General features: G+C 39.5%; 17 protein-coding genes. 3 read left to right on the top strand and 14 right to left on the bottom strand.

Features of this window, described 5'->3' with window-relative positions; all coding sequences use genetic code 11:
- Window positions 1-89 precede the first annotated feature (89 nt).
- The 5 genes from HMPREF3116_RS06070 to priA all read right to left on the bottom strand — a co-directional run bounded on the left by HMPREF3116_RS06070 (window position 90) and on the right by priA (window position 8,094).
- Entirely contained in the window at window positions 90-2,312 is a 2,223-nt protein-coding gene (locus HMPREF3116_RS06070) for a protein kinase domain-containing protein (protein ID WP_083272786.1), read from the bottom strand.
- On the bottom strand, window positions 2,312-3,115 hold the full coding sequence (locus tag HMPREF3116_RS06065; protein WP_070468374.1) for a Stp1/IreP family PP2C-type Ser/Thr phosphatase: 804 nt from the start codon (window positions 3,113-3,115) through the stop codon (window positions 2,312-2,314). Before HMPREF3116_RS06065 ends, HMPREF3116_RS06070 begins: the two co-directional genes overlap by 1 nt.
- Window positions 3,116-3,134: 19 nt before the next feature.
- Window positions 3,135-4,583 (bottom strand): 16S rRNA (cytosine(967)-C(5))-methyltransferase RsmB, encoded by a 1,449-nt coding sequence (gene rsmB / locus HMPREF3116_RS06060; RefSeq protein ID WP_070468372.1) that lies wholly within the window; start codon window positions 4,581-4,583, stop codon window positions 3,135-3,137.
- Window positions 4,573-5,553, bottom strand: a complete 981-nt coding sequence (gene fmt, locus HMPREF3116_RS06055) for a methionyl-tRNA formyltransferase (RefSeq protein WP_070468370.1) — start codon at window positions 5,551-5,553, stop codon at window positions 4,573-4,575. The genes rsmB and fmt overlap by 11 nt, the downstream gene beginning before the upstream one ends.
- Before the next feature lie 123 nt (window positions 5,554-5,676).
- Window positions 5,677-8,094, bottom strand: coding sequence for a primosomal protein N' (gene priA, locus HMPREF3116_RS06050; protein WP_070468368.1), 2,418 nt, complete (start codon window positions 8,092-8,094; stop codon window positions 5,677-5,679).
- A gap of 257 nt (window positions 8,095-8,351) precedes the next feature.
- Between priA and guaD the strand changes: the two genes are divergently transcribed.
- Complete coding sequence (gene guaD / locus HMPREF3116_RS06045; protein WP_083272785.1) at window positions 8,352-9,716, top strand: guanine deaminase; 1,365 nt, start codon at window positions 8,352-8,354, stop codon at window positions 9,714-9,716.
- Between the two features lie 169 nt (window positions 9,717-9,885).
- Here guaD and rpoZ read toward each other — a convergent pair whose 3' ends face one another.
- Window positions 9,886-10,098, bottom strand: a complete 213-nt coding sequence (rpoZ, locus tag HMPREF3116_RS06040; protein ID WP_070468366.1) for a DNA-directed RNA polymerase subunit omega — start codon at window positions 10,096-10,098, stop codon at window positions 9,886-9,888.
- Window positions 10,095-10,730 (bottom strand): guanylate kinase, encoded by a 636-nt coding sequence (gene gmk, locus HMPREF3116_RS06035; protein WP_070468364.1) that lies wholly within the window; start codon window positions 10,728-10,730, stop codon window positions 10,095-10,097. Before gmk ends, rpoZ begins: the two co-directional genes overlap by 4 nt.
- A gap of 289 nt (window positions 10,731-11,019) precedes the next feature.
- Between gmk and HMPREF3116_RS06030 the strand changes: the two genes are divergently transcribed.
- Window positions 11,020-11,412 carry a hypothetical protein gene (locus tag HMPREF3116_RS06030; protein WP_070468362.1) on the top strand — a complete coding sequence of 131 codons (393 nt, stop codon included), beginning with the start codon at window positions 11,020-11,022 and terminating at the stop codon, window positions 11,410-11,412.
- 76 nt (window positions 11,413-11,488) lie between these two features.
- On the opposite strand, the gene cls is transcribed toward HMPREF3116_RS06030, so the two are convergent.
- The 6 genes from cls to rpsO form a co-directional block, all read right to left on the bottom strand.
- Entirely contained in the window at window positions 11,489-12,937 is a 1,449-nt protein-coding gene (gene cls / locus HMPREF3116_RS06025; protein WP_070468360.1) for a cardiolipin synthase, read from the bottom strand.
- Between the two features lie 119 nt (window positions 12,938-13,056).
- A complete protein-coding gene (locus HMPREF3116_RS06020) occupies window positions 13,057-13,662 on the bottom strand; it encodes an energy-coupled thiamine transporter ThiT (RefSeq protein WP_070468359.1) in 606 nt (201 codons plus the stop codon).
- Between the two features lie 11 nt (window positions 13,663-13,673).
- Window positions 13,674-15,377 (bottom strand): ribonuclease J, encoded by a 1,704-nt coding sequence (locus HMPREF3116_RS06015; RefSeq protein ID WP_070468357.1) that lies wholly within the window; start codon window positions 15,375-15,377, stop codon window positions 13,674-13,676.
- Between the two features lie 186 nt (window positions 15,378-15,563).
- On the bottom strand, window positions 15,564-16,607 hold the full coding sequence (locus HMPREF3116_RS06010) for an aspartate-semialdehyde dehydrogenase (RefSeq protein ID WP_070468355.1): 1,044 nt from the start codon (window positions 16,605-16,607) through the stop codon (window positions 15,564-15,566).
- Between the two features lie 209 nt (window positions 16,608-16,816).
- Window positions 16,817-18,925, bottom strand: coding sequence for a polyribonucleotide nucleotidyltransferase (pnp, locus tag HMPREF3116_RS06005; RefSeq protein WP_070468353.1), 2,109 nt, complete (start codon window positions 18,923-18,925; stop codon window positions 16,817-16,819).
- 210 nt (window positions 18,926-19,135) lie between these two features.
- Window positions 19,136-19,405, bottom strand: a complete 270-nt coding sequence (rpsO, locus tag HMPREF3116_RS06000) for a 30S ribosomal protein S15 (protein WP_070468351.1) — start codon at window positions 19,403-19,405, stop codon at window positions 19,136-19,138.
- Between the two features lie 205 nt (window positions 19,406-19,610).
- Here rpsO and HMPREF3116_RS05995 point away from each other — a divergent pair, with 205 nt between their 5' ends.
- The gene (locus HMPREF3116_RS05995; RefSeq protein ID WP_070468349.1) at window positions 19,611-20,306 is read left to right on the top strand and encodes a phosphatase PAP2 family protein; all 696 of its coding nucleotides are present in this window, start codon (window positions 19,611-19,613) and stop codon (window positions 20,304-20,306) included.
- Window positions 20,307-20,412: 106 nt separating this feature from the next.
- On the opposite strand, the gene uvrB is transcribed toward HMPREF3116_RS05995, so the two are convergent.
- A complete protein-coding gene (uvrB, locus tag HMPREF3116_RS05990; RefSeq protein ID WP_070468347.1) occupies window positions 20,413-22,407 on the bottom strand; it encodes an excinuclease ABC subunit UvrB in 1,995 nt (664 codons plus the stop codon).
- Between the last annotated feature and the right edge of the window lie 255 nt (window positions 22,408-22,662).

Below are 22,662 nucleotides of genomic sequence, written 5' to 3'. Positions count from 1 at the left end.
CACTCCAACAAAATTTAAATCAGCAAATCTTAGTGATCTATAGTGAAATCAGCATCCAAACGCTTCTAGATTACTAAAATACTTTATCACTACATAATTCCAAAAAAGACGTAAACAATGATGTCTACGCCTTGCACTGATTGGTATTTGTCTTCCCAATCTTCTACATTTGAACTTTCACGTTGGCTAGATGATGAACTAGCACTTGATGATGAACTTGATGCTGAAGAACTTGAACTACTGTTAGATGATGAAGATGAACTCTCATCATCATCTTCATCATTATCATCATTGGATGATGAGCTTCGAGATGAAGACGAAGTTGAAGAGCTTGATGAGCTTGATGAACTTGATACTGGTTCTGGTCCATCAGACATCACAATATATAATTCATCTCCTGCTACAAATTCCGTACCTGGTGTAATGGATTGGGAGATCATCACACCATCCGGTACCCATCCTGAATATTGTGAATCAAATGAAACAATCAAACCATTTGATTCAGCATATTGTTGAATTGACGCTCTGTTCCAACCAGATAAATCAGCCATCGTAAAGGTTTCAACTCCAGCAGAAACCACAAAATTGATCGTTGTTTCACCAGGTATAACGGCTTCACCTTGTTCGATAGATTGACTCAAGATGTTGCCTGCTTCAACGGAATCAGAGTAGTCTTCTTCTTGGGTGACGGTAAAACCTAAAGCTGTTAATTCTTTTTCAATTTTCGTAAATGGTTGCCCAGTATAATCCTTTACTTCATAAGGCTCAGGACCTTTGGAAATATTGACGTCAACTGCCGTATCATGTTTTACTTCTGTATTTGCTGATGGACTTGAATTGATCACACGACCAACTTCAACTTCTTCATCATAAACTTCCGTGACATCTCCTAAAACTAAATCTAAACTTTCTAAAGTTAAAGATGCCTCTTGCTCTGTCATACCCGCTAAGTCAGGTACAGCAATATTACGACCGGCCATATAGTTAAAACCAAGGAAAGCAATTAAAATAAGTCCGACAATCACGCCAGCAATAATGGCAAGTGGTTTACGACTTTTCGGCTGTTTATGACTTGCTTTTCCAACTTTTTGATTCGATTGACTTGTTGGCTGGTTGCCATCGCCATTATCGCTACTATTCTCACTGGTGGTTGGAGATGGTTCTGAGTGTAAATCATCAACACTACCTGTATTTTCAGCAGCTTTTGCCGTTCCTTGACCCGCTAAGGCAGCGCCAGCTAAACCAGCGCTCGCAGCCAAGCCACCCTTATCAGAAATATCATATTCATCTGAATCATCTAAAACAGTATCTTCATCATTTTCATCTGTCGTACCCGGATCTGTATCGTCATCAACTGCTTTTTCACCAGCTGCCAGTAACTGTTCTTCATCGGACTCTGCTAGACGCATTTGATTTTCGATATCTTCCTTGGCCATGATAATCGTTTCATTGGCCATGTTAGCTGGGACGAATACGGGCTCATTCTTCCGGTTATCAGAAAAGACTGTTTCTAGGTCGTCGATCATTTCTTGTGCCGTTTGATAACGAGCAGATGGTTCTTTAGCTGTTGCTTTGGCCACTACATTCATTAGACTTTGCGGCACATCATCCCGGTAGGCTTCGATTGGTGGCAGTGGCTCTTGGAAATGTTTTAAGGCAATGGAGACAGCTGATTCACCGTCAAATGGCACACGACCTGTGAGCATTTCAAATAAAACCACACCTAATGCGTAAATATCTGAGAGACTGGTTGCCATTGAACCACGTGCTTGCTCTGGTGATAGGTAATGAACAGAACCAATAATCGAATTGGTTTGGGTAATACTGGTTTCAGAAGTCACCATAGCAATCCCAAAGTCCATAATTTTAATTGTACCATCATGGTTGACCATAATATTTTGTGGTTTTAAATCCCGATGGACAATACCGATATTATGGGCAGCTTGGACCCCTGATAAGATTTGAATCATCAAGTTTTGGATAATATCTACTGGAATGGGATGATTTTCACGGATATAAGCTTTTAAGTCCAAACCGTCCACATATTCCATGACGATAAACTTACCTTCTTCGTCTTCACCAACGTCAAATAAACTGACTACGTTTGGATGGTTTAATTCTGACACAGATAAGGCTTCACGCTCAAATCGTTTGGTGGCATCCATGGCATCTGTTTTCCCTACACGCAAGAACTTGATGGCTACATCACGCGCTAAAATAGGGTCGTAACCAAGGTATACATCCGCCATACCACCTGAACCAATATGGTTCACAATTTCATAGCGTTCATCAATGATTTGACCAGATTTCATTAGATTTCACCTCTTTCATTTTTAATGTCATGTGCGTATGTTTCTTCCTGTTTTAAATTTGCTTGTATTCTATGTGCGACAACCACCGAAACATTGTCTCGGCCTCCATGGTCGTTGGCAAGCGCAATTAATTGATCTGCTTTTGCTTCAATAGTAAGACTTGTATCACTCAAAATAGTCAAAGCCTCTTTTTCCTCAATCATATCGGTTAAGCCGTCTGAACATAATAATAATGTTTCACCTAATAAAAAGTCCACAACTTCAATATCTACTTCAACATCAGCAGCAATACCCACTGCCCGGGTCACGATATTCTTTTGCGGATGTACCTCTGCTTCTTCTTTCGTAATCATATCCATATCTAATAATTCTTGGACAAATGAATGGTCTTTAGTAATTTGTTTAAATGCATCCACTTGATGGATATAAATACGTGAATCCCCTACATGGGCTAAAACCACTTGTGCCAAATCTTCTAATGGCACAGCTGCAACGATTGTTGTCCCCATACCTGATAAATCATGGTATTGGTTGGCTTTGTCAAATATATGGGCATTGGCTGCCTTGATTTGGTCGGTTAACCAATCAGAAATGATATGGGCATCTGTCATGTTTTCAGTGCTTTCCCAAGCATGTCCTACATGATAAATAGCCATTTCGGAAGCAACATCTCCTGCATTATGACCACCCATCCCATCACAAAGTAATAAGATAGCTACTTGGTCTTGATTGTAAAAAACGCCCACTTGGTCCTGATTTTGTTTTCGTTCAACACCGACATCAGTTTTGCTTGCGATTTCCATGTATGCTCACTTTCCTTCGCTAGTTTTTTTCAAAGCTGGCGATAAAGAAACCATCAGACATATAGGTATGCGGTAAGATTTCAATCGTGCCATCTTTACCTATTGACTGATCAAGATTATCTCGCCAATGTTTAAATGATTTCAATGTTAGGTCTGGATGTTGGTCTAAGATGGCTTTGACCACATCTTCATTTTCTTCTTTTGTAATTGTACATGTTGAATAGGTAATCACGCCACCCTTTTTCAATAAAGGTAATGCTTGATTCATAATTGTTACTTGAATGTCATGTAAGGCATCCAAATCTTGTAATGTTTTATGGTATTTCGTATCCGGTTTACGACGGAATAGGCCAACACCTGAACATGGTGCGTCGATTAAAATCTTGTCAAAGCTTCTTGGTTCGCTACCATTCGCCCCGAAACGCTCTTGTAATTTTGTTGCATCTTGGTGGAGAATTTCTACCTGGTCAGCTACCTGCATCCGGTCGACATTTTCTTGAATGAGTGGCAATTTATTTTCTGCTATATCACAAGCTATCACATGACCAGTTTGGCCAACGGCTTCAGCGATTTGCACCGTCTTCCCGCCTGGTGCGGCGCAGGCATCTAAGACGGTTTCGCCTACTTGTGGGTTCAAAGCCTCTACAGCCAGCAGTGCTGATTCATCTTGAATGGTGATTTCTCCGTTCATAAATAAGGATGAATGAGCTGGATTCCCCTTAAGTACCCGTAAGGCAAATGGTGATATGGGACTAGGTGATACTATATACCCTTCTCTTTCTAATATCTTTTGATACTCAGCCATCTTTTCGGTGTTTAAATGATTTAATCTATTATTTGCACGTACCGTAATAAAAGGCGTTTGATTTAATGAATTTGCTAACTTCTCCGCTTCTACTAAACCAAAACGATCCACAAAGTAATCTACCCAAACAGGCGGTAATGAAGCTTGTAGCGTTAAGCGTTCTTTGGGATCCGTTTTCGTATGAATAAAGTCAGCCATGGTTTCATAACGACGGGTAAAATTCCGTAAGACCCCATTGGCAAACTTAGCTAACGTTTGGTTGCCACGTTTTCGTACAATACGTACTGCTTCGTCAACAACGGCATAATTTGGAATGTGATCTAAATAATACATCTGGTAAGCTGAGACCACTAACAATGACCAAAGCCATGGTTTCACCTTATTGGGTTTTGCCACAAAATCGCGTACAAAAGCATCTAATGTATAGTAATTTTGTACGGAGCCATAAACCAAATTCGTATATAAATTCCGGTCTGTTTCGATTACAGCTTCAGACGTCAACACGCGATTGACTTCTTGGTTGATAAATTGGTTGTGACGTATAATTTGATTCACTGATGCCATCGCTTGAAAACGTGCTGATAATTTTAAAGGGGTTTTATCCCCCTTGGTATGGTCTCCCTTACGTGCATCTGACCCTGGTTGTGCTTGATTATTCGCCATCTGCTACCTCCACCTGGTCAAATGTATCACCAACTGTTAAATTCCCTGCACCACCATTAATAAATGAAGCCACATCCATTTGTTTTTTACCTGCTGGTTGCAATTGCTCAATAGCTAAGACAGTTTGCTTACCAGTTGCTACCCAAAATTGCGCCGGTTTCTTTTGAATCTTAATGATTGTACCTGGTTTCGCTTTACTCGTTTCTTCGTCAAGTGCTTTCACCTGCCAAATTTTCCAACGTTGACCATTCACCTTTGTATGGGCAACAGGCCAAGCATTAAAAGCGCGAACTTGGTTTTCTATTTGTCTCGCTTCTTGATGCCAATCGATTTGTTCTTGTTGGCTCGTAATATTTGGGGAAAAGGTCGCTTCTTCCTCAACTTGGGCCTGCGGTTCAATTTCACCGGCAAATAATTTCGGTAGTGTGTCGATTAATAGGTCTGTCCCTGCAAGTGACAATTTATCAAACATCGTGGCCACTGTGTCATCGCTTTCGATAGGTACGACTACCTGCGTTAAGATATCCCCTGCGTCCATTTTCTTCACCATCCGCATGATGGTAACGCCTGTTTCCTTATCCCCATTCCAAATGGCATAGTGAACTGGTGCACCACCACGGTATTTAGGTAATAATGATGCGTGAACATTTACCGCACCGTATTTTGGTGCATTTAAAATACTAGTTGGTAGAAATTGACCAAAAGCAGCCGTTACAATTAAATCGATGTTATCCGCTAATAGGTCTTTTACTTCTTGGTCTTGTCCAATTTTTTCTGGTTGATAAACGGGAATATGGTGTTTTAATGCAGCTTCTTTAACGGGTGACGGTGTTAATTTCCGTTTACGCCCTACTGGACGATCGGGCTGTGTCACCACGGCCACCAATCCATATTCGTCCTTTTTTTCAACGAGTGCTTCTAATATATTTACTGAAAATGCGGGTGTCCCCATAAATACAATACGTTTCAAATGTGTCTCCTTTAAATAAATCCTGTGCTTTTGTCCTATTATACCATTATTTCTATACCAATATTTCAAGCTGAGATTTTCTCTGATCAACGTTAGATTTCGCTTGAAATTACTTGCCCTCTTTTACATAAAGCTCTGTGGGTCTACGTCAATGGATACGTAAATTTTATCCTTAGCCCAATCTTGCGCCTTGTCTTGAATGACTTGTAAAACAGCTTGGATATCTTGATTGCCTCGGTGCTGGTACAAGAGTTGGTAATAGTATTGATTATTGATTCTTGAAATAGTTGACTGAGCGGGGCCAATTACCTTAGTCCCTTGAATATCGGCCTGTTGTAAAATACTAGCTACCTTAGCGGCTGTTACCTGGGTGGTATGGTCATCAAAATTCGAAATGGTAAAGCGAACCGTATAATAATACGGCGAATACTGGTTGCGTTTCCGGTATTGCATTTCCGTTTGATAAAAGCGGTCATAATGATGATCTTTAGCCAAGGTTAAGGCATAGTGGTCTGGATTATAAGTTTGAATCAACACTTGCCCATCTAGGTCTCCTCGCCCTGCCCGTCCAGACATTTGGGTCAAGAGCTGAAAAGTCCGTTCGGCTGCCCTAAAATCCGGTAAATAGAGCGTCGTATCGGCGTTGATGATGCCTACTAAAGTAATATTTGGAAAGTCTAATCCCTTCGCAATCATCTGAGTACCTAATAAAATATCAGCTTTCTTATTTGCAATTTGCTTTAATAGCCGTTCATGACTCCCTTTACGTCGAGTAGTATCCATATCCATCCGGACCACGGTTTTATTTGGGAACAGCTCATGGATTTCTTGCTCCACCTTTTCTGTTCCCGTACCAAATTCTCTTAAGTGCGTTTGCCCACAATCTGGACAACGCTGTGGTCTTGCTTCATTGTAGCCACAATAATGACATTGCAATTGCTTGTCGTGGTAGTGATAAGTCAGTGATACATCACAATTTGGACATTGGAAGGTATACCCACAGTCCCTACATTGCATGAAATTAGCGAAACCACGCCGGTTTAACATCAAAGCCACCTGTTCACCACGATCCATTGTAGCCTGCATTTGATCACGTAATTGCCTAGAAAATTGATAATAATTTTTGTGCTTAAATTCTTCACGCATATCAATAATTTTAACAGGCGGTAGTGGCTTTTGATTTGACCGCTCAGGCATTTCAAGCAGTTGATAAACGCCATTTTGAGCGCGTGCCCTAGATTCTAGACTAGGGGTTGCTGATCCTAGAATTACTGGCGAATGATGGTAAGTCGCACGCCATTTGGCTACTTCCCTTGCATGATAGCGAGGATTATCTGACTGTTTGTAGGTTGCTTCATGTTCTTCATCCAAAATAATCAACCCGATATTTTCTAGTGGAGCAAATATAGACGACCGCGCTCCAACGGCGATTTTAGCCTGGCCATTTTTTAATTTGCGCCACTCATCAAAGTGTTCCCCAGTGGATAATTGACTGTGTAAAACCGCTACTTGATTACCAAAGCGACTCTTCAACCGATTGACCATTTGCGGCGTTAAAGAAATTTCTGGTACCAGTAAAATGGCGTCTTTACCTATATCTAATGCTTCTTGAATCAATTGCAAGTAAACTTCTGTCTTTCCTGACCCTGTTACCCCTTGAAGTAAGAATACTTCGTCTGCATGGTTATCTATGGCTTGTTTCACCGCATTAAAGGCAATTTCTTGTTGGGTCTGTAAGGGAAGCTTTTCGGATTTTTCAATCGCTATGTCTGCATAAGGATCACGGTTTACTTGTTGGTCGTATAGTTTCAGCCAACCCTTTTCACTCCCCACTTTTAAGGTAGCTGTATGCAAATCAAATTCATCTCGTAAGTATTTAACAGGTACTTTCTTCCCGTCCAGCTCCATTAATACTTCCACCAAGGCAAGCTGTTTCTTAGCTGTTTTTCGAATGCTGGTGGCTTCTTCTTCTAGTTGGTCAAAATCCATCAAGGGTTGTACCCATTGTTCAGTTTTATAGCGCTTGCGGTCTTCTACCCGGTAGTCGATGGTGACGTGGCCTTTGTTCTTAAGGGCAATCAGCTCAGTGAGGACACCTTTTTTCTCTGCTTGTGACCAGGCGATTTCACTAAGGTCATCGAAGTAATGCTGGTGGTCAAGATAAGCTATTTCAGGCGTTGGCAGGAAGAACTTTTCATAATTAACCTTGAGCAAGTTAGGCAACATGGTGTGATAGGCTTCAACTAAGAAAGAAAAATTTTGCTTGGCCATATCCTTCCCTAATTGCAACATTTCTTCATTTAATACTGGTTCGTCATCTAGCAGTGCCGTGATGGGTTTCAGTTCACCGGTAAAATCAGCCTCTTTTTTAGCTGGTGAAATGACATAACCCAAGAGGTTACGTTGGCCAAATGGCACCTGTACCCGCATGCCTGGTTGAATAATATTCACCATTTCTTCAGGGATTTGGTATTCAAAAGGATGGTCCGTCTGCATGGTGGGGACGTCCACAATCACTTCTATCACATTTGCCGCTACCATTCCAGTCGCCTCCTTTATCGTATTCATCTACCTATTGTATAATATTTGATTGCAATTTAACATTAATTGCCTGTGGTATACATTATTCTATTTATTTTGCATATTTGTTCGTTAATTTTATGAAATTTTTAAGTTATTATTTTTCAAAACGTGTTATATGAGCTATTTACGAACATTATACATGAATCCTATTTACTTGTTCGTTAATTTAGCTTAGAATGACAAAGAAGCAATATTTTATTTAAAGGGAGCAAAATATGTTTGGATTAGAAAAAGCAATCGTAGGGACATTTTTTCATACGCCAGTATATGGTCGACTTGAATACCAAAAAGATGCACTCATTACCATTAATCAAGATGGGGTAATCGATAGAATTGTACAGGCTGATGACGGGGATTATCTACCGCTCATTCAATTATTTGAAGAACGTGGCACTTTAATTCGCCTAACAGACAACCAATACTTGTTACCAGGTTTTATTGATACCCATATTCATGCCGCACAATGGCCGCAAGCGGGTATTGCATTAGACGCCCCATTAGATGTTTGGTTAAATGAACATACCTTTCCATTAGAAGCTAAATATAACGATATCGACTTTGCCAAAGAAGTTTACACAGACTTAGTAAAGACCTTGCTGGCTCGTGGGACGACAACCGCTTTATATTTTGGCACCATTCATAAAGAAGCTTCTTTTGAATTGGTGAAGATTGCTGCAGAGAAAGGTCAACGCGCTTTAGTTGGGAAAGTAGTGATGGACGACCCACAAGCTAATCCTGATTTTTACCGAGATGCGTCAACAGCAAGCGCCTTAAAAGAAACTGAAGAATTCATCCAAGAAGTGACTGCCTTCGGGAAAGACGTTATCCAAGGTGTTTACCCTGTCGTAATGCCGCGCTTCGCCCCGTCTTGTACGGATGAAGCCTTGGCTGGTCTAGGCGCTTTAGCCAAAAAATATGATACCCATGTCCATACCCACTGTAGCGAAGGCCAATGGGAACATGATTTTACTTATGACCGCTTTGGTAAAACCGACACAGAAGCCCTTAGAGACTTTGGTTTATTCGGTAAAAAATCAGTGATGGCCCATTCTAATTTTATTAATGACAATGATGCCGCAATTTTTTCAGAAAACCAAACAGCGGTTGCCCACTGCCCGATTTCTAACGTTTATTTTGCGAATAGTATTATTCCTATTAAACACCTAAAAGAATTAAACGTACAAGTTGGGTTAGGAACGGATATTTCAGGTGGTTTCTCTCCTTCTTTATATGACGGGATTAAACAAGCTGTGATGAGTTCACGCCAATTAGAAGACGGGGTCGATACGCGTTTACCACAAACTGAACGTGGTGTGCCAGATTCTCGCATTTCTATTGTAGAGGCCTTTTCTCTAGCAACGCTTGGTGGTGGTGAAGCGCTTGACTTACCTATTGGTTTAATCAAAGAAGGGTATACAGCTGATTTCCAAGTTATTGATACGAAAGCCAAAGAAAACCCTATCCAAGTATTTGGTGTCTTTGAAGATCTAGAACAAACCTTTGAAAAAATCCTATACCTAGCTAACCCAGTTAATATCCAACAAGTATATGTCCAAGGGAAGCTAGTATTTGAAAAATAATCATCCATTAATGAGAGGCGTGATTATCTTGATAGTTACACCTCTTTTTTCGCTGCTGTCATTCACTAGCTTTGGCTTAGTCACTTCAGATATCTAAATTACATAAGCAAAAAACCAAGCAACGGGAAGCTACTTGGCTTAAAGAAGGTTATATTTATAAAAGGAATCTTTAGTTTTGTGATAAAGAATCTGGGTCAACCACTAAGTCGTTAGAAGCGATTTCTTCTAAAGCTTGACCTACATATGTAGGTGATTGGTATTCATTTAACATTGGATTTTTCTCAACTTGTAATTCAGTTGCGCGTTTTGCCGCAATGGACACTAATGAGTATTTTGAATCGATACGGTCTAATAATTTGTCAATTGATGGATAGATGATCATGATATTTCGTCGCCTTCCTTTAAATAATTTTCTACAATATCGTCGATAAAGCGGTCTGTTTTTAAATGTTCAGCATTAATAATCGTTTGAATACGTTCTACAGCTGATTGCACATTATCGTTTTCTACAACGTAGTCATATTGTGTGACTAGTTGTAACTCTTCTCGTGCTTGACGCATCCGCTTTTCAATAACTTCTGGTGCGTCAGTTCCACGATTCACTATTCTAGATTCTAGCTCATGCATAGTCGGTGGTGCAAGGAAAATGAATACGCCATCCGGCATACGTCGTTTAACCTGCAAGGCCCCTTGAACCTCTATTTCAAGAAAAACATCCTTACCTTGTTCAGTCATTTCTTCAACGTATTGAAGGGGTGTTCCATAGTAGTTCCCTACATACTCAGCATACTCCAATAAACGTTCGTCTTCAATCATACCTTCGAATTGATCACGCGATACGAAGAAGTAGTCCTTCCCATCTTCTTCACCTGGACGTGGTTGTCGGGTTGTTGCAGAAACTGAATAATAAAACTGATCATGATTTGTATCAGTCTCAAACAGCGCTTGGCGCACTGTTCCTTTCCCCACACCAGAGGGACCGGATAATACAACTAATAGTCCTTTCGATTTCATAGAACACCTTTCACCCTTCACATTTTTATATAGCATTAATAGTACCACAAATTTTACTATTTTTCTCAATGTCCTGAAGATTTTCTTTAATGTTCGGATTAATTTTCAATTAAAATCATACCATATTTAAGCCCCTACGTAAAAAGTGAACAAATGTTCGAAAAAGACTTGCATACCGAACGGACGTTCTTTATAATGTAAATTGTAAAGCGAACAGACGTTTGCTTAAGTGAATGACGTCAAGACGTATCCATTGTTCTAACTACTGTTCAATATGAGGAGGCTTATCATGCAAAACCCATTATCTTATCACTCCATCCGTAGTCTATTCATTCCAGTTGATCCAATGTTGCTTGATGCTGAACAATCTAGTCAGTCCAATATCCTTTCTTTCAATAGTGAAGAACGCAAAACGAACAAAAAAAGCAACGTACTTTCAACAATTATGCCCATCAAAGACATTATTCAACAGATCAACTATTCAAATGAATTAGCTGAACCCCTATATATTACTGTCACTCGTCAAATCGGTTCTTTGAATACCAAAGATGTTTTATTTGGTATCTTCCGTTCAAAATATACGGATAAAGACATTGTACTATTTGAAGACGTGGATAATGATGTGATGCGAATCATTAAAGTAGATGAAATCATGGCTGTTCGTTCTGTTTATACCGAATAAAAGAACAAACATTATCACCAACAACTTTATAGGACCAAAAAACCAGCCATTAGATAGCTGGTTTTTCTTTTGACTATTATAGGACTGGTGAGAACAATCTCGAGAATCCTTGACGGAATTTCTTCCATTTAGTTTGGTTTTCAAAATGTTCCATATCTACATGTGTTGATACCTTTAGGTCATTTTGGAAAATTTCTTCTAGTTTAGTCACAAGCTTTTGGTCATATACAAAAGCGTTGATTTCAAAATTCAAAGAAAAACTCCGAATATCAAAGTTTGCCGTACCAACGCTAGCCACATGACCGTCAACACACACTGTTTTGGCATGTAGAAAGCCATCTTCACGGTATTTATGCACATGAACCCCTGCTGGTAATAAAGATTTTACATAGTATTCCGTAGCCCGATACACTAATGGGTGATCAGGCTTTGAAGGTATCATAATATGTACTTCTACACCTGACAAGGCGGCCATTTCCACTGCCTCAAATACGGCTTCATCAGGAATAAAATAAGGGGTTTGAATATAAATATATTTTTCAGCGATGTTAATCATCTGTAGATAACCCATTTTAATTTGGTCAGATTCTTCGTCTGGACCAGATGAGACAATCTGCATCGCAGTATCACCCGTGATTTCTGGATCCGGGAAGTATTCATGGTCAAAGTCACTTGGTTTAGCTTTCTTAGAAGCAAACCAGTCTACCATAAAACGACTTTGTAAAGTTTTTACAGCGTCTCCTGTAAGGCGAAAATGCGTATCACGCCAATAACCTAAAGGCCCTTTACCAATATATTCCTTGGCCACATTAAATCCGCCAACATAACCAACTAACCCGTCGATGACCACAATTTTTCGGTGGTTACGCCAATTTAGGCGAAAGTTAAAAATAAAGAAGGGACTTTTTGAGAAGAAACTTTCAAACTGTATCCCTGCTTCTTCCATTCTTTTAATCGATTTCTTACTTAATGATCGACTCCCCACAGCGTCTGCCATCAGTTTAACTTCTAATCCCGCTTTTGCTCGGTCGATTAAAGCCTCTACTACCCGCATCCCCACTTCATCATCAGTTAAGATGTAATACTGTACGTGAACTGAATCTGTTGCAGCATAGATATCTGCTACTAGTCTATCCATTTTCTCTTGACCATTAATAAAGATTTCTACCTGATTATTCTCAGTGAGGATTGAGTAATCACTCTTGAATAAAAGCCGCATCATCTTTTGAATATCACGTGGGTAGTGGCCAACATTTTTCTGCTTACCATTTCCATTCAAGTACTTTTCTTTTAGTCCGTTTAAACCATAGACTTCCTGGTTACGGATTCTAAAGATATTTTTATCAGAAATTTTTCGGCCGACAAAATAATAAATGATAAAACCAATACCTGGTAATAATATGAGCACCAATAACCAAGCCCAAATTGTCGCTACTGGACGTTGCTGTCTCAAGACTGTAATTACTGCCGCAATCGTATTTAATACAAATAAAATTAAAATACCATAATAAATATATAAACCCATATTTTCCCCTTTTTGAAAAGTAAAAGAGCAAACAAAATGGTCGATTGAGAATTTCAAAGACTGGTTGTTTGCTCTTTCTTATTATTGATTATGACAACGTATCTTTAGACTAAGTTCACTTAATCATTTAATAAACGTGAACGTTCTTTGCGCGAAATATATGGTGTATTTTTGGGAATCCAATATTTCGCGGAAATGTTTAAAATCAATACTAGGATAATTAAAGCTAAAGCTAAGTTAGCCAAGAATGACCATAGCATACTCATCGCATATGTACCGTCAGCCACTTGACTGACATTTAGTACATATTGATTAAAGATGAATTTTAGGATGAAAAATGCGGCAAAAGTCATGATTGTCCCAGTAATCAAGTTTAGGTATACACTAGACATACGTCGGTTAAATAAAGTTCGTTGTAAGTTTCGGGCAAACTTACCTGATAATCCAACCATAGATGTTTGAATGGCATTAGCCACTAGCACTATCCACTCTGTTTCTACATGCTCTACTTGTAAATACCCCACTACTGCACCTAGTACAAAACCAGCGATAAAGCCTGCTGTTGATCCTCTTCTAAATGAATAGAAAACCAATAGGGTTAATGAAATCGCTACGGTGATATTGGCACTTGTAATGGTCTCTGGGAAGATGCTCTCAATTAATAAAGCCAGAATGACAAATAATAAGCCTTCAACCGAGACTACTAATTTTTGTGACGCGTTCATACCGAACCCCCTTAGTGATGTTTCCCTTTTTTCTTATCTTTTTTGTCAGGATGATAGTTTGAAGCTTCCATAATGACTGGTAAAATCATCGGACGACGTTGTGTTTCACTATATAATTTCTTACTTAGTGCATCACGAATGTCACCTTTCAATTTAGACCATTCGAAGTTCTTATCTTTAAGATTTTCCTCTGTCACTTCAACGACCACCGCTTTTGATTCATCTAATAAGGTTTCGGAAGCCTTCATATAGATAAAACCACGAGAAATAATTTCTGGACCAGATAAAATCTTACCTAGACGGCGCGAAATGGTTAGAACAACCAAGAAAATACCATCTTCAGATAAAATACGGCGGTCACGAAGCACAATATTGCCAATATCTCCGACACCAGAACCATCAATCAGTACATTTGAAGCTGGTACAACACCACCGATATGGATATTGCCGTCTTTATAGGTCAAGATATCCCCTTTGTCTAATAAGAAGACATGGTCTTCTGGAATACCTACCTCTGTCGCCAAATGTTTATGGGCTGACATTAGACGGTATTCACCTGAAATAGGCACTACATATTTTGGTTTCAATAAGCTAATCATTAATTGTAAGTCTTTTGGACTCGCATGGCCACTTGATGCGTAAGCTTGCGCTAATTCAACCACTTCACCGCCTGCACGGTAAACATCATTTTTAGTTTCTGCGACCACTTTCTCCATATCATAAGAAGGTGTTGTCACAATAATGACCTTATCCCCGTCTTTGATAGAGACTGTTGTGTGGCGATTTGAAGCCATTTTTTGTAAGGTAATTAATGGTTCACCAGATTTTCCAGTTTCTAGGAAAATAATCTCATCATCTTCAAAACGATCCAGGTCCTTTAAGTTGGCAATCAAGTCTTTTGACGGAATCGATAGTTTGCCTAAGCGAATAGCAACGTCGATAATTTCCTCTAGTTCAGTATCATCTAAGAAAACACGGCGCCCTAGTTTACTTGCAACATCTAGAACCTGTTGAATACGCATCAAGTTTGAAGCTACTGCCGCAACGATCACACGACCTTTAGCATTACGCACTTCCGTCAACAAACCTTGTTCAATTTCAATTTCAGTGGCGTTTGGTCTCATATTTTCTGCTGCATTAGAATCGGATAGTAAGGCGAATACGCCGTCACGACCAATCTCAACAATACGAGAAAAGTCTGTTTTATAGGCATCTGAAACGGTCATATCAAACTTGAAGTCACCAGTATAAACGATTGACCCTTCTGGTGTAACGACTTCAATTCCTACTGATTCAGGTACAGAATGGGTGGTTTTAAAGAATTTAATCACGACATTACCAAAATCGATTTCATTCTCTTCTGAAATAATATGAAAATCTTGATAATTCTTCAAACCAATTTTCTTTGCTTGAATTTTCGCTAATTCAATCGTTAATTCAGTACCAAACACAGGTACTTGAATATCTTTTAGTAAATACGGTAAAGCGCCAATAGCATCTGCATGACCGTGGGTTAGAAATACCCCTGCTACACGGTCTTGGTTTTCTTTTAAGTATGTAAAGTCTGGAATCATCATGTCGATTCCTAATAATTCATCTGGTGGGTATACAAGACCACAATCTAAGACATAGATTGCTTCGTCAACTTCAACTAGGTACATGTTTTTCCCGTTTTCACGGACACCACCCAGAGCGATGATATTGATATCACTCATCCTTTTGCCTCCTAATATATTGGATTTTTAATTAAGTCTGGCTGCACGCTAAATAGTTAATGCAACTTGTATCCAAGCTGACGCAAATTGTTAGTCAGCTTGGATATATTCTTCACTCAAAAAAAGTGCGGTGCAATGACGCTTCGCTACATTGCCCGCACATCGCTAGTTTAAGTATAACATAAACTAGATTAATTTATCAGCTACCATTTGTTCTGCAATCTGAATTGAATTCAACGCTGCACCCTTCCATAAGTTGTCAGAAACAACCCACATATGGAATCCACGTGGGAAGTCTAAATCTTTACGGATTCGCCCAACAAATGTTTCAGTTTTCTTCTCAGCATTCACCGCTTGAGGATAAAGTTGTTGGTTGATATCATCTTCCAATACAACACCAGGTGCGTTTCGTAAAACATTTTGGATATCTTCAATTGTCACGTCATCCTTATCTACTTCAAAGTAAACAGACTCTGAGTGACCATAAACAACCGGTACACGCACACATGTTGCAGATACCCCTATTGTATCATCACCTAAGATCTTTTTGGTTTCATTGGTCATCTTCATTTCTTCATAAGTATAGTGGTTGTCTTGGAATTTATCGATTTGCGGCAATACATTATAAGCCATTTGATAATGTTTCTCATCACCACCAACTGGTAAGATACCAGGAGATTGAATGTCATTACCTGCTTCAATATCACGGTATTGTTGACGCATTTCTTCAATAGCTGTCGCCCCTGCACCTGATACCGCTTGGTAAGTAGATACGATCACACGGTCTAAACCAAAAGCATCCCGGATTGGGTTTAAAGCCACAACCATTTGAATGGTTGAACAGTTAGGGTTCGCAATCAAGCCATGATGGTCTTTCAATGCTTGTGGATTTACCTCTGGCACTACTAACGGCGTATTTTCATCCATACGGAAGGCAGATGTATTATCAATTACAACTGCACCTGCATCAATAGCTGCTTGACTAAATTCAATTGAACGGTCTCCACCAGCTGAGAAAAAGGCAATATCCACGCCTTCAAAAGCATCTTTCGTCAATTCTTCAACAACATAGTGCTTATCGCCTACTGGTAACGTTTTACCTGCTGAACGTGCTGATGCTAATAATTTAATATTTTTTACTGGGAAATTTGCTTTTGCAAGTAAGTGCCGTAATTGTTCCCCAACTGCACCTGTTGCCCCAACAATTGCTACATTATACTCTTTTGCCATAATTGATTCATCCTTTTATTTATATTCGATAGCATGCGCATTCACTTTATTATTCTATCAAAGCTTAGTCTATTTCTCAATGAAAATGACAAAATTATGAAATAAAAATGAGAAAACACTCAAATAACACAAAAGATGCGCTATTTTCAATATCCCCATATAAAAAACGCACCCAATAAAAATTGGATGCGGACTAAAATATTCGCCTATTATTCTGCGTCTAGATCTTTCATTGTCAAGTTGATACGACCACGGTTGTCGATTTCTGTCACTTTCACACGGACTTTATCGCCTAGTGAAACAACATCTTCAACATTGTTGGTACGCTCTTTTTGTAGTTGAGAAATATGCACTAAACCGTCTTTACCTTTAGCAATTTCTACAAAAGCACCGAATTTTTCAATGCGTTTGACAGTACCTTCGTATACTTGTCCTGCTTCAACTTTCAGGGTTAATTCAGCGATAATTTCTTTAGCGCGTTGAATCATTTCTGCGTTATCTGAAGCGATATTGATACTACCTTCTTGGTCGATATCAATTTTAACACCTGTTTCATCGATAATTTTGTTGATGGTATCGCCACCTTTACCGATAACCACTTTAATGTCCTCTGGATCAATTTGCATTTGCTCAATTTTTGGTGCGTAAGGACTTAATTCACTACGAGGTGCATCAATTGCAGTCGCTAAGTGACCTAAGATTTCAATACGTGCTTTATGGGCTTGGTCTAAAGCTTCCCGTAAGATTTGTTCTGTAATACCTTTAATCTTGATATCCATTTGTAAAGCAGTAATACCATTTTCTGTACCAGCTACTTTAAAGTCCATGTCTCCTAAATGATCTTCTAGACCTTGGATATCGGTTAAGACTGTATAGTTTTCTTCGTCTTCATCCATGATAAGCCCCATAGCAATCCCAGCAACTGGCGCTTTAATTGGCACACCTGCGTCCATAAGCGCTAAAGTACCTGCACAAATAGATGCTTGTGATGATGAACCATTAGATTCCAATACTTCAGCAACTAAGCGGATGGCATAAGGGAAGTCTTCTTCACTCGGCAATACTTCGTTTAAGGCACGGTAGCCTAAAGCACCGTGACCAATTTCACGACGGCCAGGTGAACCGTAACGACCAGTTGAACCCACAGAGTATTGAGGGAAGTTGTAGTGGTGCATGAAACGTTGGGTAACATCCCCAGATAAACCATCAATACGTTGTTCTTCAGATAATGGGGCTAATGTCGCTACTGATAAAGCTTGGGTTTGTCCACGAGTGAATAAACCAGAACCGTGAGTACGTGGTAATAAGCCTACTTCTGAAGCTAGGGGACGGATTTCGTCAATTTTACGACCATCAGGACGTACTTTATCGTCAGTAATTAAACGACGAACTTCCTTATATTCTAATTGATCAGCAATTTGACGGACTTGATCCATTAAGGTCTCAACATCTTCATGTTCTGCATATAATTCACTGTAGTAATCAATAATTGCCGTTTTCACTGCTTCAATGTTTTCTTCACGTTCCAATTTATCAAAGGTTTGGATCGCCTCTACCATTTGTTGGTTATATTGTGCTGTTACTTCAGCAACCAATACATGGTCCGGTGTATTTAATTGGACATCCATCTTCTCTTGGCCAACTTTTTCACGGATTTCATCTTGGAAGTAGCATAATTCACGGATTGAAGTGTGTCCAAACATTAAGGCTTCAAGCATTTCTGTTTCAGATAATTCAGCAGCTGAAGACTCTACCATGTTGATGGCATCTTTAGAACCTGCAACAATTAAATCTAAGTCAGATTGGGCTTGTTGTTCCACAGTTGGGTTGATGACAAAATCACCGTTTACACGACCAACATTTACCCCTGCAATCGGACCGTCAAAAGGAATATCAGAGATTGTTAGCGCCGCTGATGAACCAAACATTGCAGCCATTTCTGGTGAACAGTCTGGATCCACTGATAAAACAGTATTGATAACTTGCACTTCGTTGGTAAATCCTTCATCAAACATTGGTCGAATTGGACGGTCAATCAATCGTGCAGTTAATGTTGCATGTTCACTTGGACGTCCTTCCCTTTTAATGTAACCACCAGGAATTTTACCTACTGCGTACATTTTTTCTTCATAGTTCACTTGTAATGGGAAGAAGTCTTGCCCTGGCTTAGCTTCTTTCGCCCCTACTACGGCAGTTAATACGACAGTATCCCCGTAACGAACCAAGACTGCTGCATTAGCTTGTTTAGCTACTTGACCGTATTCAATTGATAATGGGCGACCAGCCCAATTCATTTTAAAAACTTGCTTTTCTTCCATGTCTTAACATGCTCCTTTACTTGCTTACTGCCAACAAGTTTGCTACTAAACAAATTTCTAAGATCAAGTTTTGATGCTCACAAATTTGTATAGTAGTAATCAACTGTTGGCGTGTTTATTCCATACCTGTCCATTTTCCTATAAAAAGGATGAAAAATCAATAAAAGCGAGACACAAACGCATCTCGCTTTAAATTTATATTTATAAGTATTAACGACGTAAGCCTAAAGCTTTGATTAATTCACGGTAACGTTGAACATCTTTGTTACGTAAGTAAGATAACAAGTTACGACGGTGACCAACTTTTTTCATTAAACCACGGTATGAATGGTGGTCTTTTTTGTGCGTATGTGCATGTTCGTTAAGCGCATTGATCTCTTCAGTTAAGATAGCGATTTGCACCTCTGGGCTACCAGTATCTCCTTCGTGACGCGCAAATTGTTGGATTAATTCGTTTTTACGTTCTTTTGAAATAGCCATGTGACAACACCTCTCTCTTCATATTCGCCGTAAACCGCGCCAAGCGTTGGTGATTCAACTTGCGAAGTAAACGGTCATTAAACATTATACACACCGTAAGCTTTGAATGCAAATAAATTCTTTAGGTAAATTTCAGCCTTTAGTCTCTTGCGAAATATTCATACTATATATACAATAGAGCATAATATCGACATGGAGGCAGGCAATGAAAAAAGATCCAATTCACCCTTATTTAATGGCGTCCGCCATCACTGCAATACCCTTTATTTTAATCTGTTTAACCGCAATGATTGACATTGATTTTTTGACAGTTATCGACCAAAATATTGGCCAACATCTCTATCACTGGGGCCCAGCACCTTTTACAAGCTTTGTACAATATTTTACGCTTATTGGTAATGCCCAAGGAATCATTCCCCTCACGTTGGTGATAGCTGGTGCTTTCTATTATATCAGCCGAAAATGGAAAGTGTTACTTTGGACAGTTTTCACTATTCTAGTTGGCGTTGGTCCTGTTGTTTACATCATTAAAAATATTATCCAAAGACCGCGTCCATCCTACTTGACACATCTTGTCGACCAAGGTGGTTATGCCTTCCCTTCTGGACATGCAACTGGTGCAGTACTCACATGGGCAACCCTAGCTTTCTTAACTTGGTATTATTTTAAAGATCGGTATCCAAAAATGATGCCCTACTTAATTGGTTTTAGCGTATTCATGGCGGTTGCCATCAGTGCATCTCGCTTATACCTTGGTGTCCATTATCTTTCTGATGTCATCGCCGGTTGGTCTATAGGCGCGACTTGGTTCATCCTTTGCTTGAATTACTTTAATCTATTTATCGCAAATAAAACATCAGCGGAAAATGATATACAAACAGCGCACTTAAAAGAAAAATAGCTCATAGAAAAGGCACCGCACTCAAAGCGATGCCTTTTTTGCTATTCAAAATTCTATCCTATAATTAACACGAGCGACTCTTCTTTGTAGCTAAGTCAAGTAATCGCTATTTCTTCATTTCTGCTTTTAATTCCATGATAATATCACGAAGTTCAGCAGCTTTTTCAAAGTTCAAGTCCTTGGCAGCTTGTTGCATTTCTAATTCCACATTCCGTAAGGCCTGTTCTCTATCATCCCGTTTTAAGGCCCGTAATTGCTCTGTTAAAGAATTACTCATTTCTTCAGAATTTACGTGCGTAATTCGAATAACATCACGTATTTCTTTCTTGATGGTTTGCGGTACAATGCCATGTTCCTTATTGTAGGCTTGTTGGATACTACGACGACGAGCTGTCTCATCTATGGCCCGTCGCATTGAATCGGTGACCTCATCAGCGTACATAATAACATGCCCATTTTGATTACGTGCTGCCCGTCCAATAGTTTGGATTAGTGACCGTTCATTACGTAAGAAACCTTCCTTATCTGCATCTAATATCGTGACTAAAGATACTTCTGGCACATCAATCCCCTCACGTAGCAAGTTGATCCCAATTAATACATCAAAGACACCTAAACGTAAGTCACGAATAATTTCCGTCCGCTCTAAAGTCTTGATATCTGAATGCAGGTATTTTACCTTAATGCCTACTTCTTCCAAATAATCTGTTAAGTCTTCTGCCATTCGTTTCGTTAAAGTGGTGATAAATACCCGTTCTTCTCGTTCAATCCGATCATTAATCTCACTAATAATGTCATCAATTTGACCTTCAATCGGGCGTACTTCCACAGTAGGATCTAGCAAGCCGGTTGGTCGAATGATTTGCTCTACAATATCATCTTGACCAGATTTCTCTACTTCATAATCCGCTGGTGTCGCAGATACGTATAGGGTCTGGTTTAATTTTTCTTCAAACTCTTCTAATTTTAATGGTCGGTTATCTAAGGCTGAAGGTAAACGGAAGCCATGGTCGATTAAAACTTGTTTTCTAGCCCTATCCCCATTATACATTCCACGCACCTGTGGCATGGTCATATGTGACTCATCCACCATTAATAGGAAATCATCCGGGAAGAAGTCTAGCAAGGTATAAGGTGCCTCCCCAGGTTTACGTCCGTCCATATGGCGAGAATAATTCTCAATCCCATTACAATACCCCATCTCAAGGAGCATTTCCATGTCGTAGCGGGTACGTTGTTCAAGTCGCTGGGCCTCAAGCAACTTCCCTTCATCGTTCAACTCTTTCAAACGTTCTTCTAATTCAGCTTCAATCGATCTGACTGATTTTTCCACTTGTTCATGGTCCACCACAAAGTGCGTCGCCGGATAAATAGGATAATGTTCTACTTCAGATTGAACTTCACCTGTTAAAGCATCGACTTCACGAATGCGGTCAATTTCGTCACCAAAAAACTCCACTCGAACAGATGAAGAATCGTGAGATGATAAGAAAACATCCACAATATCCCCACGTACACGGAAAGTCCCACGCTGGAAGTCAATATCATTTCGTTCATACTGATTTTCAACTAAACGACGCATAAAGTCATCTCTAGATAATGCTTGTCCTTGTCTAACAGAAATGACATGATCACGATATTCTGTAGGATTCACCAACCCATATATACAAGAAACAGAAGCTACTACAATCGTATCACGACGCTCCAAAATAGCAGACGTTGCCGAATGCCGCAACTTATCTATCTCATCGTTCACAGAAGCTGACTTTTCAATGTAGGAGTCACTTGATGGCACATAAGCTTCTGGTTGATAGTAGTCATAATAAGACACAAAATATTCTACCGCATTATTCGGGAAGAATTCTTTTAATTCCCCGTATAATTGCCCAGCAAGGGTCTTATTATGGGCTAATACCAAAGTCGGTCGATTGGTTTGTTGGATCACATTCGCCATGGTAAAGGTCTTCCCAGTACCCGTACCACCCAATAGGACTTGTGCCTTGTCGCCCGCCTCCACCTGTTCTACAATTCTTCTAATGGCTTCCGGTTGGTCACCACTCGGTTCATATTCCGAAACTAAATCGAATTGGTCTATCATCATGAACCTCTCTTCCTTTTAAAATACACTATTTCATACCTTTTTATTATACCACCTATCCCAATAAAGCCGAAACTTTACCCCTTGAAAAAGGGGGCACGCGACTTGGTTAACCCTTTTTGTTGATATGCGTATACAAAGTAACGTTGCAGTTCTTACTAGTAGTCAATTTTTAGAAATACGTAACCACATTCCCTACTATCACAAATTTACCTTGACTTATCCCTTGTTATTTCTGTATAATATTGTCTGTTAGTG

It is taken from the genome of Aerococcus sp. HMSC10H05, assembly GCF_001806975.1.
Classification (GTDB): Bacteria; Bacillota; Bacilli; order Lactobacillales; family Aerococcaceae; genus Aerococcus; species Aerococcus viridans_B.
The sequence above is the reverse complement of the archived record's forward strand: the minus strand, read 5'-3'. Positions and strand labels throughout refer to the sequence as shown.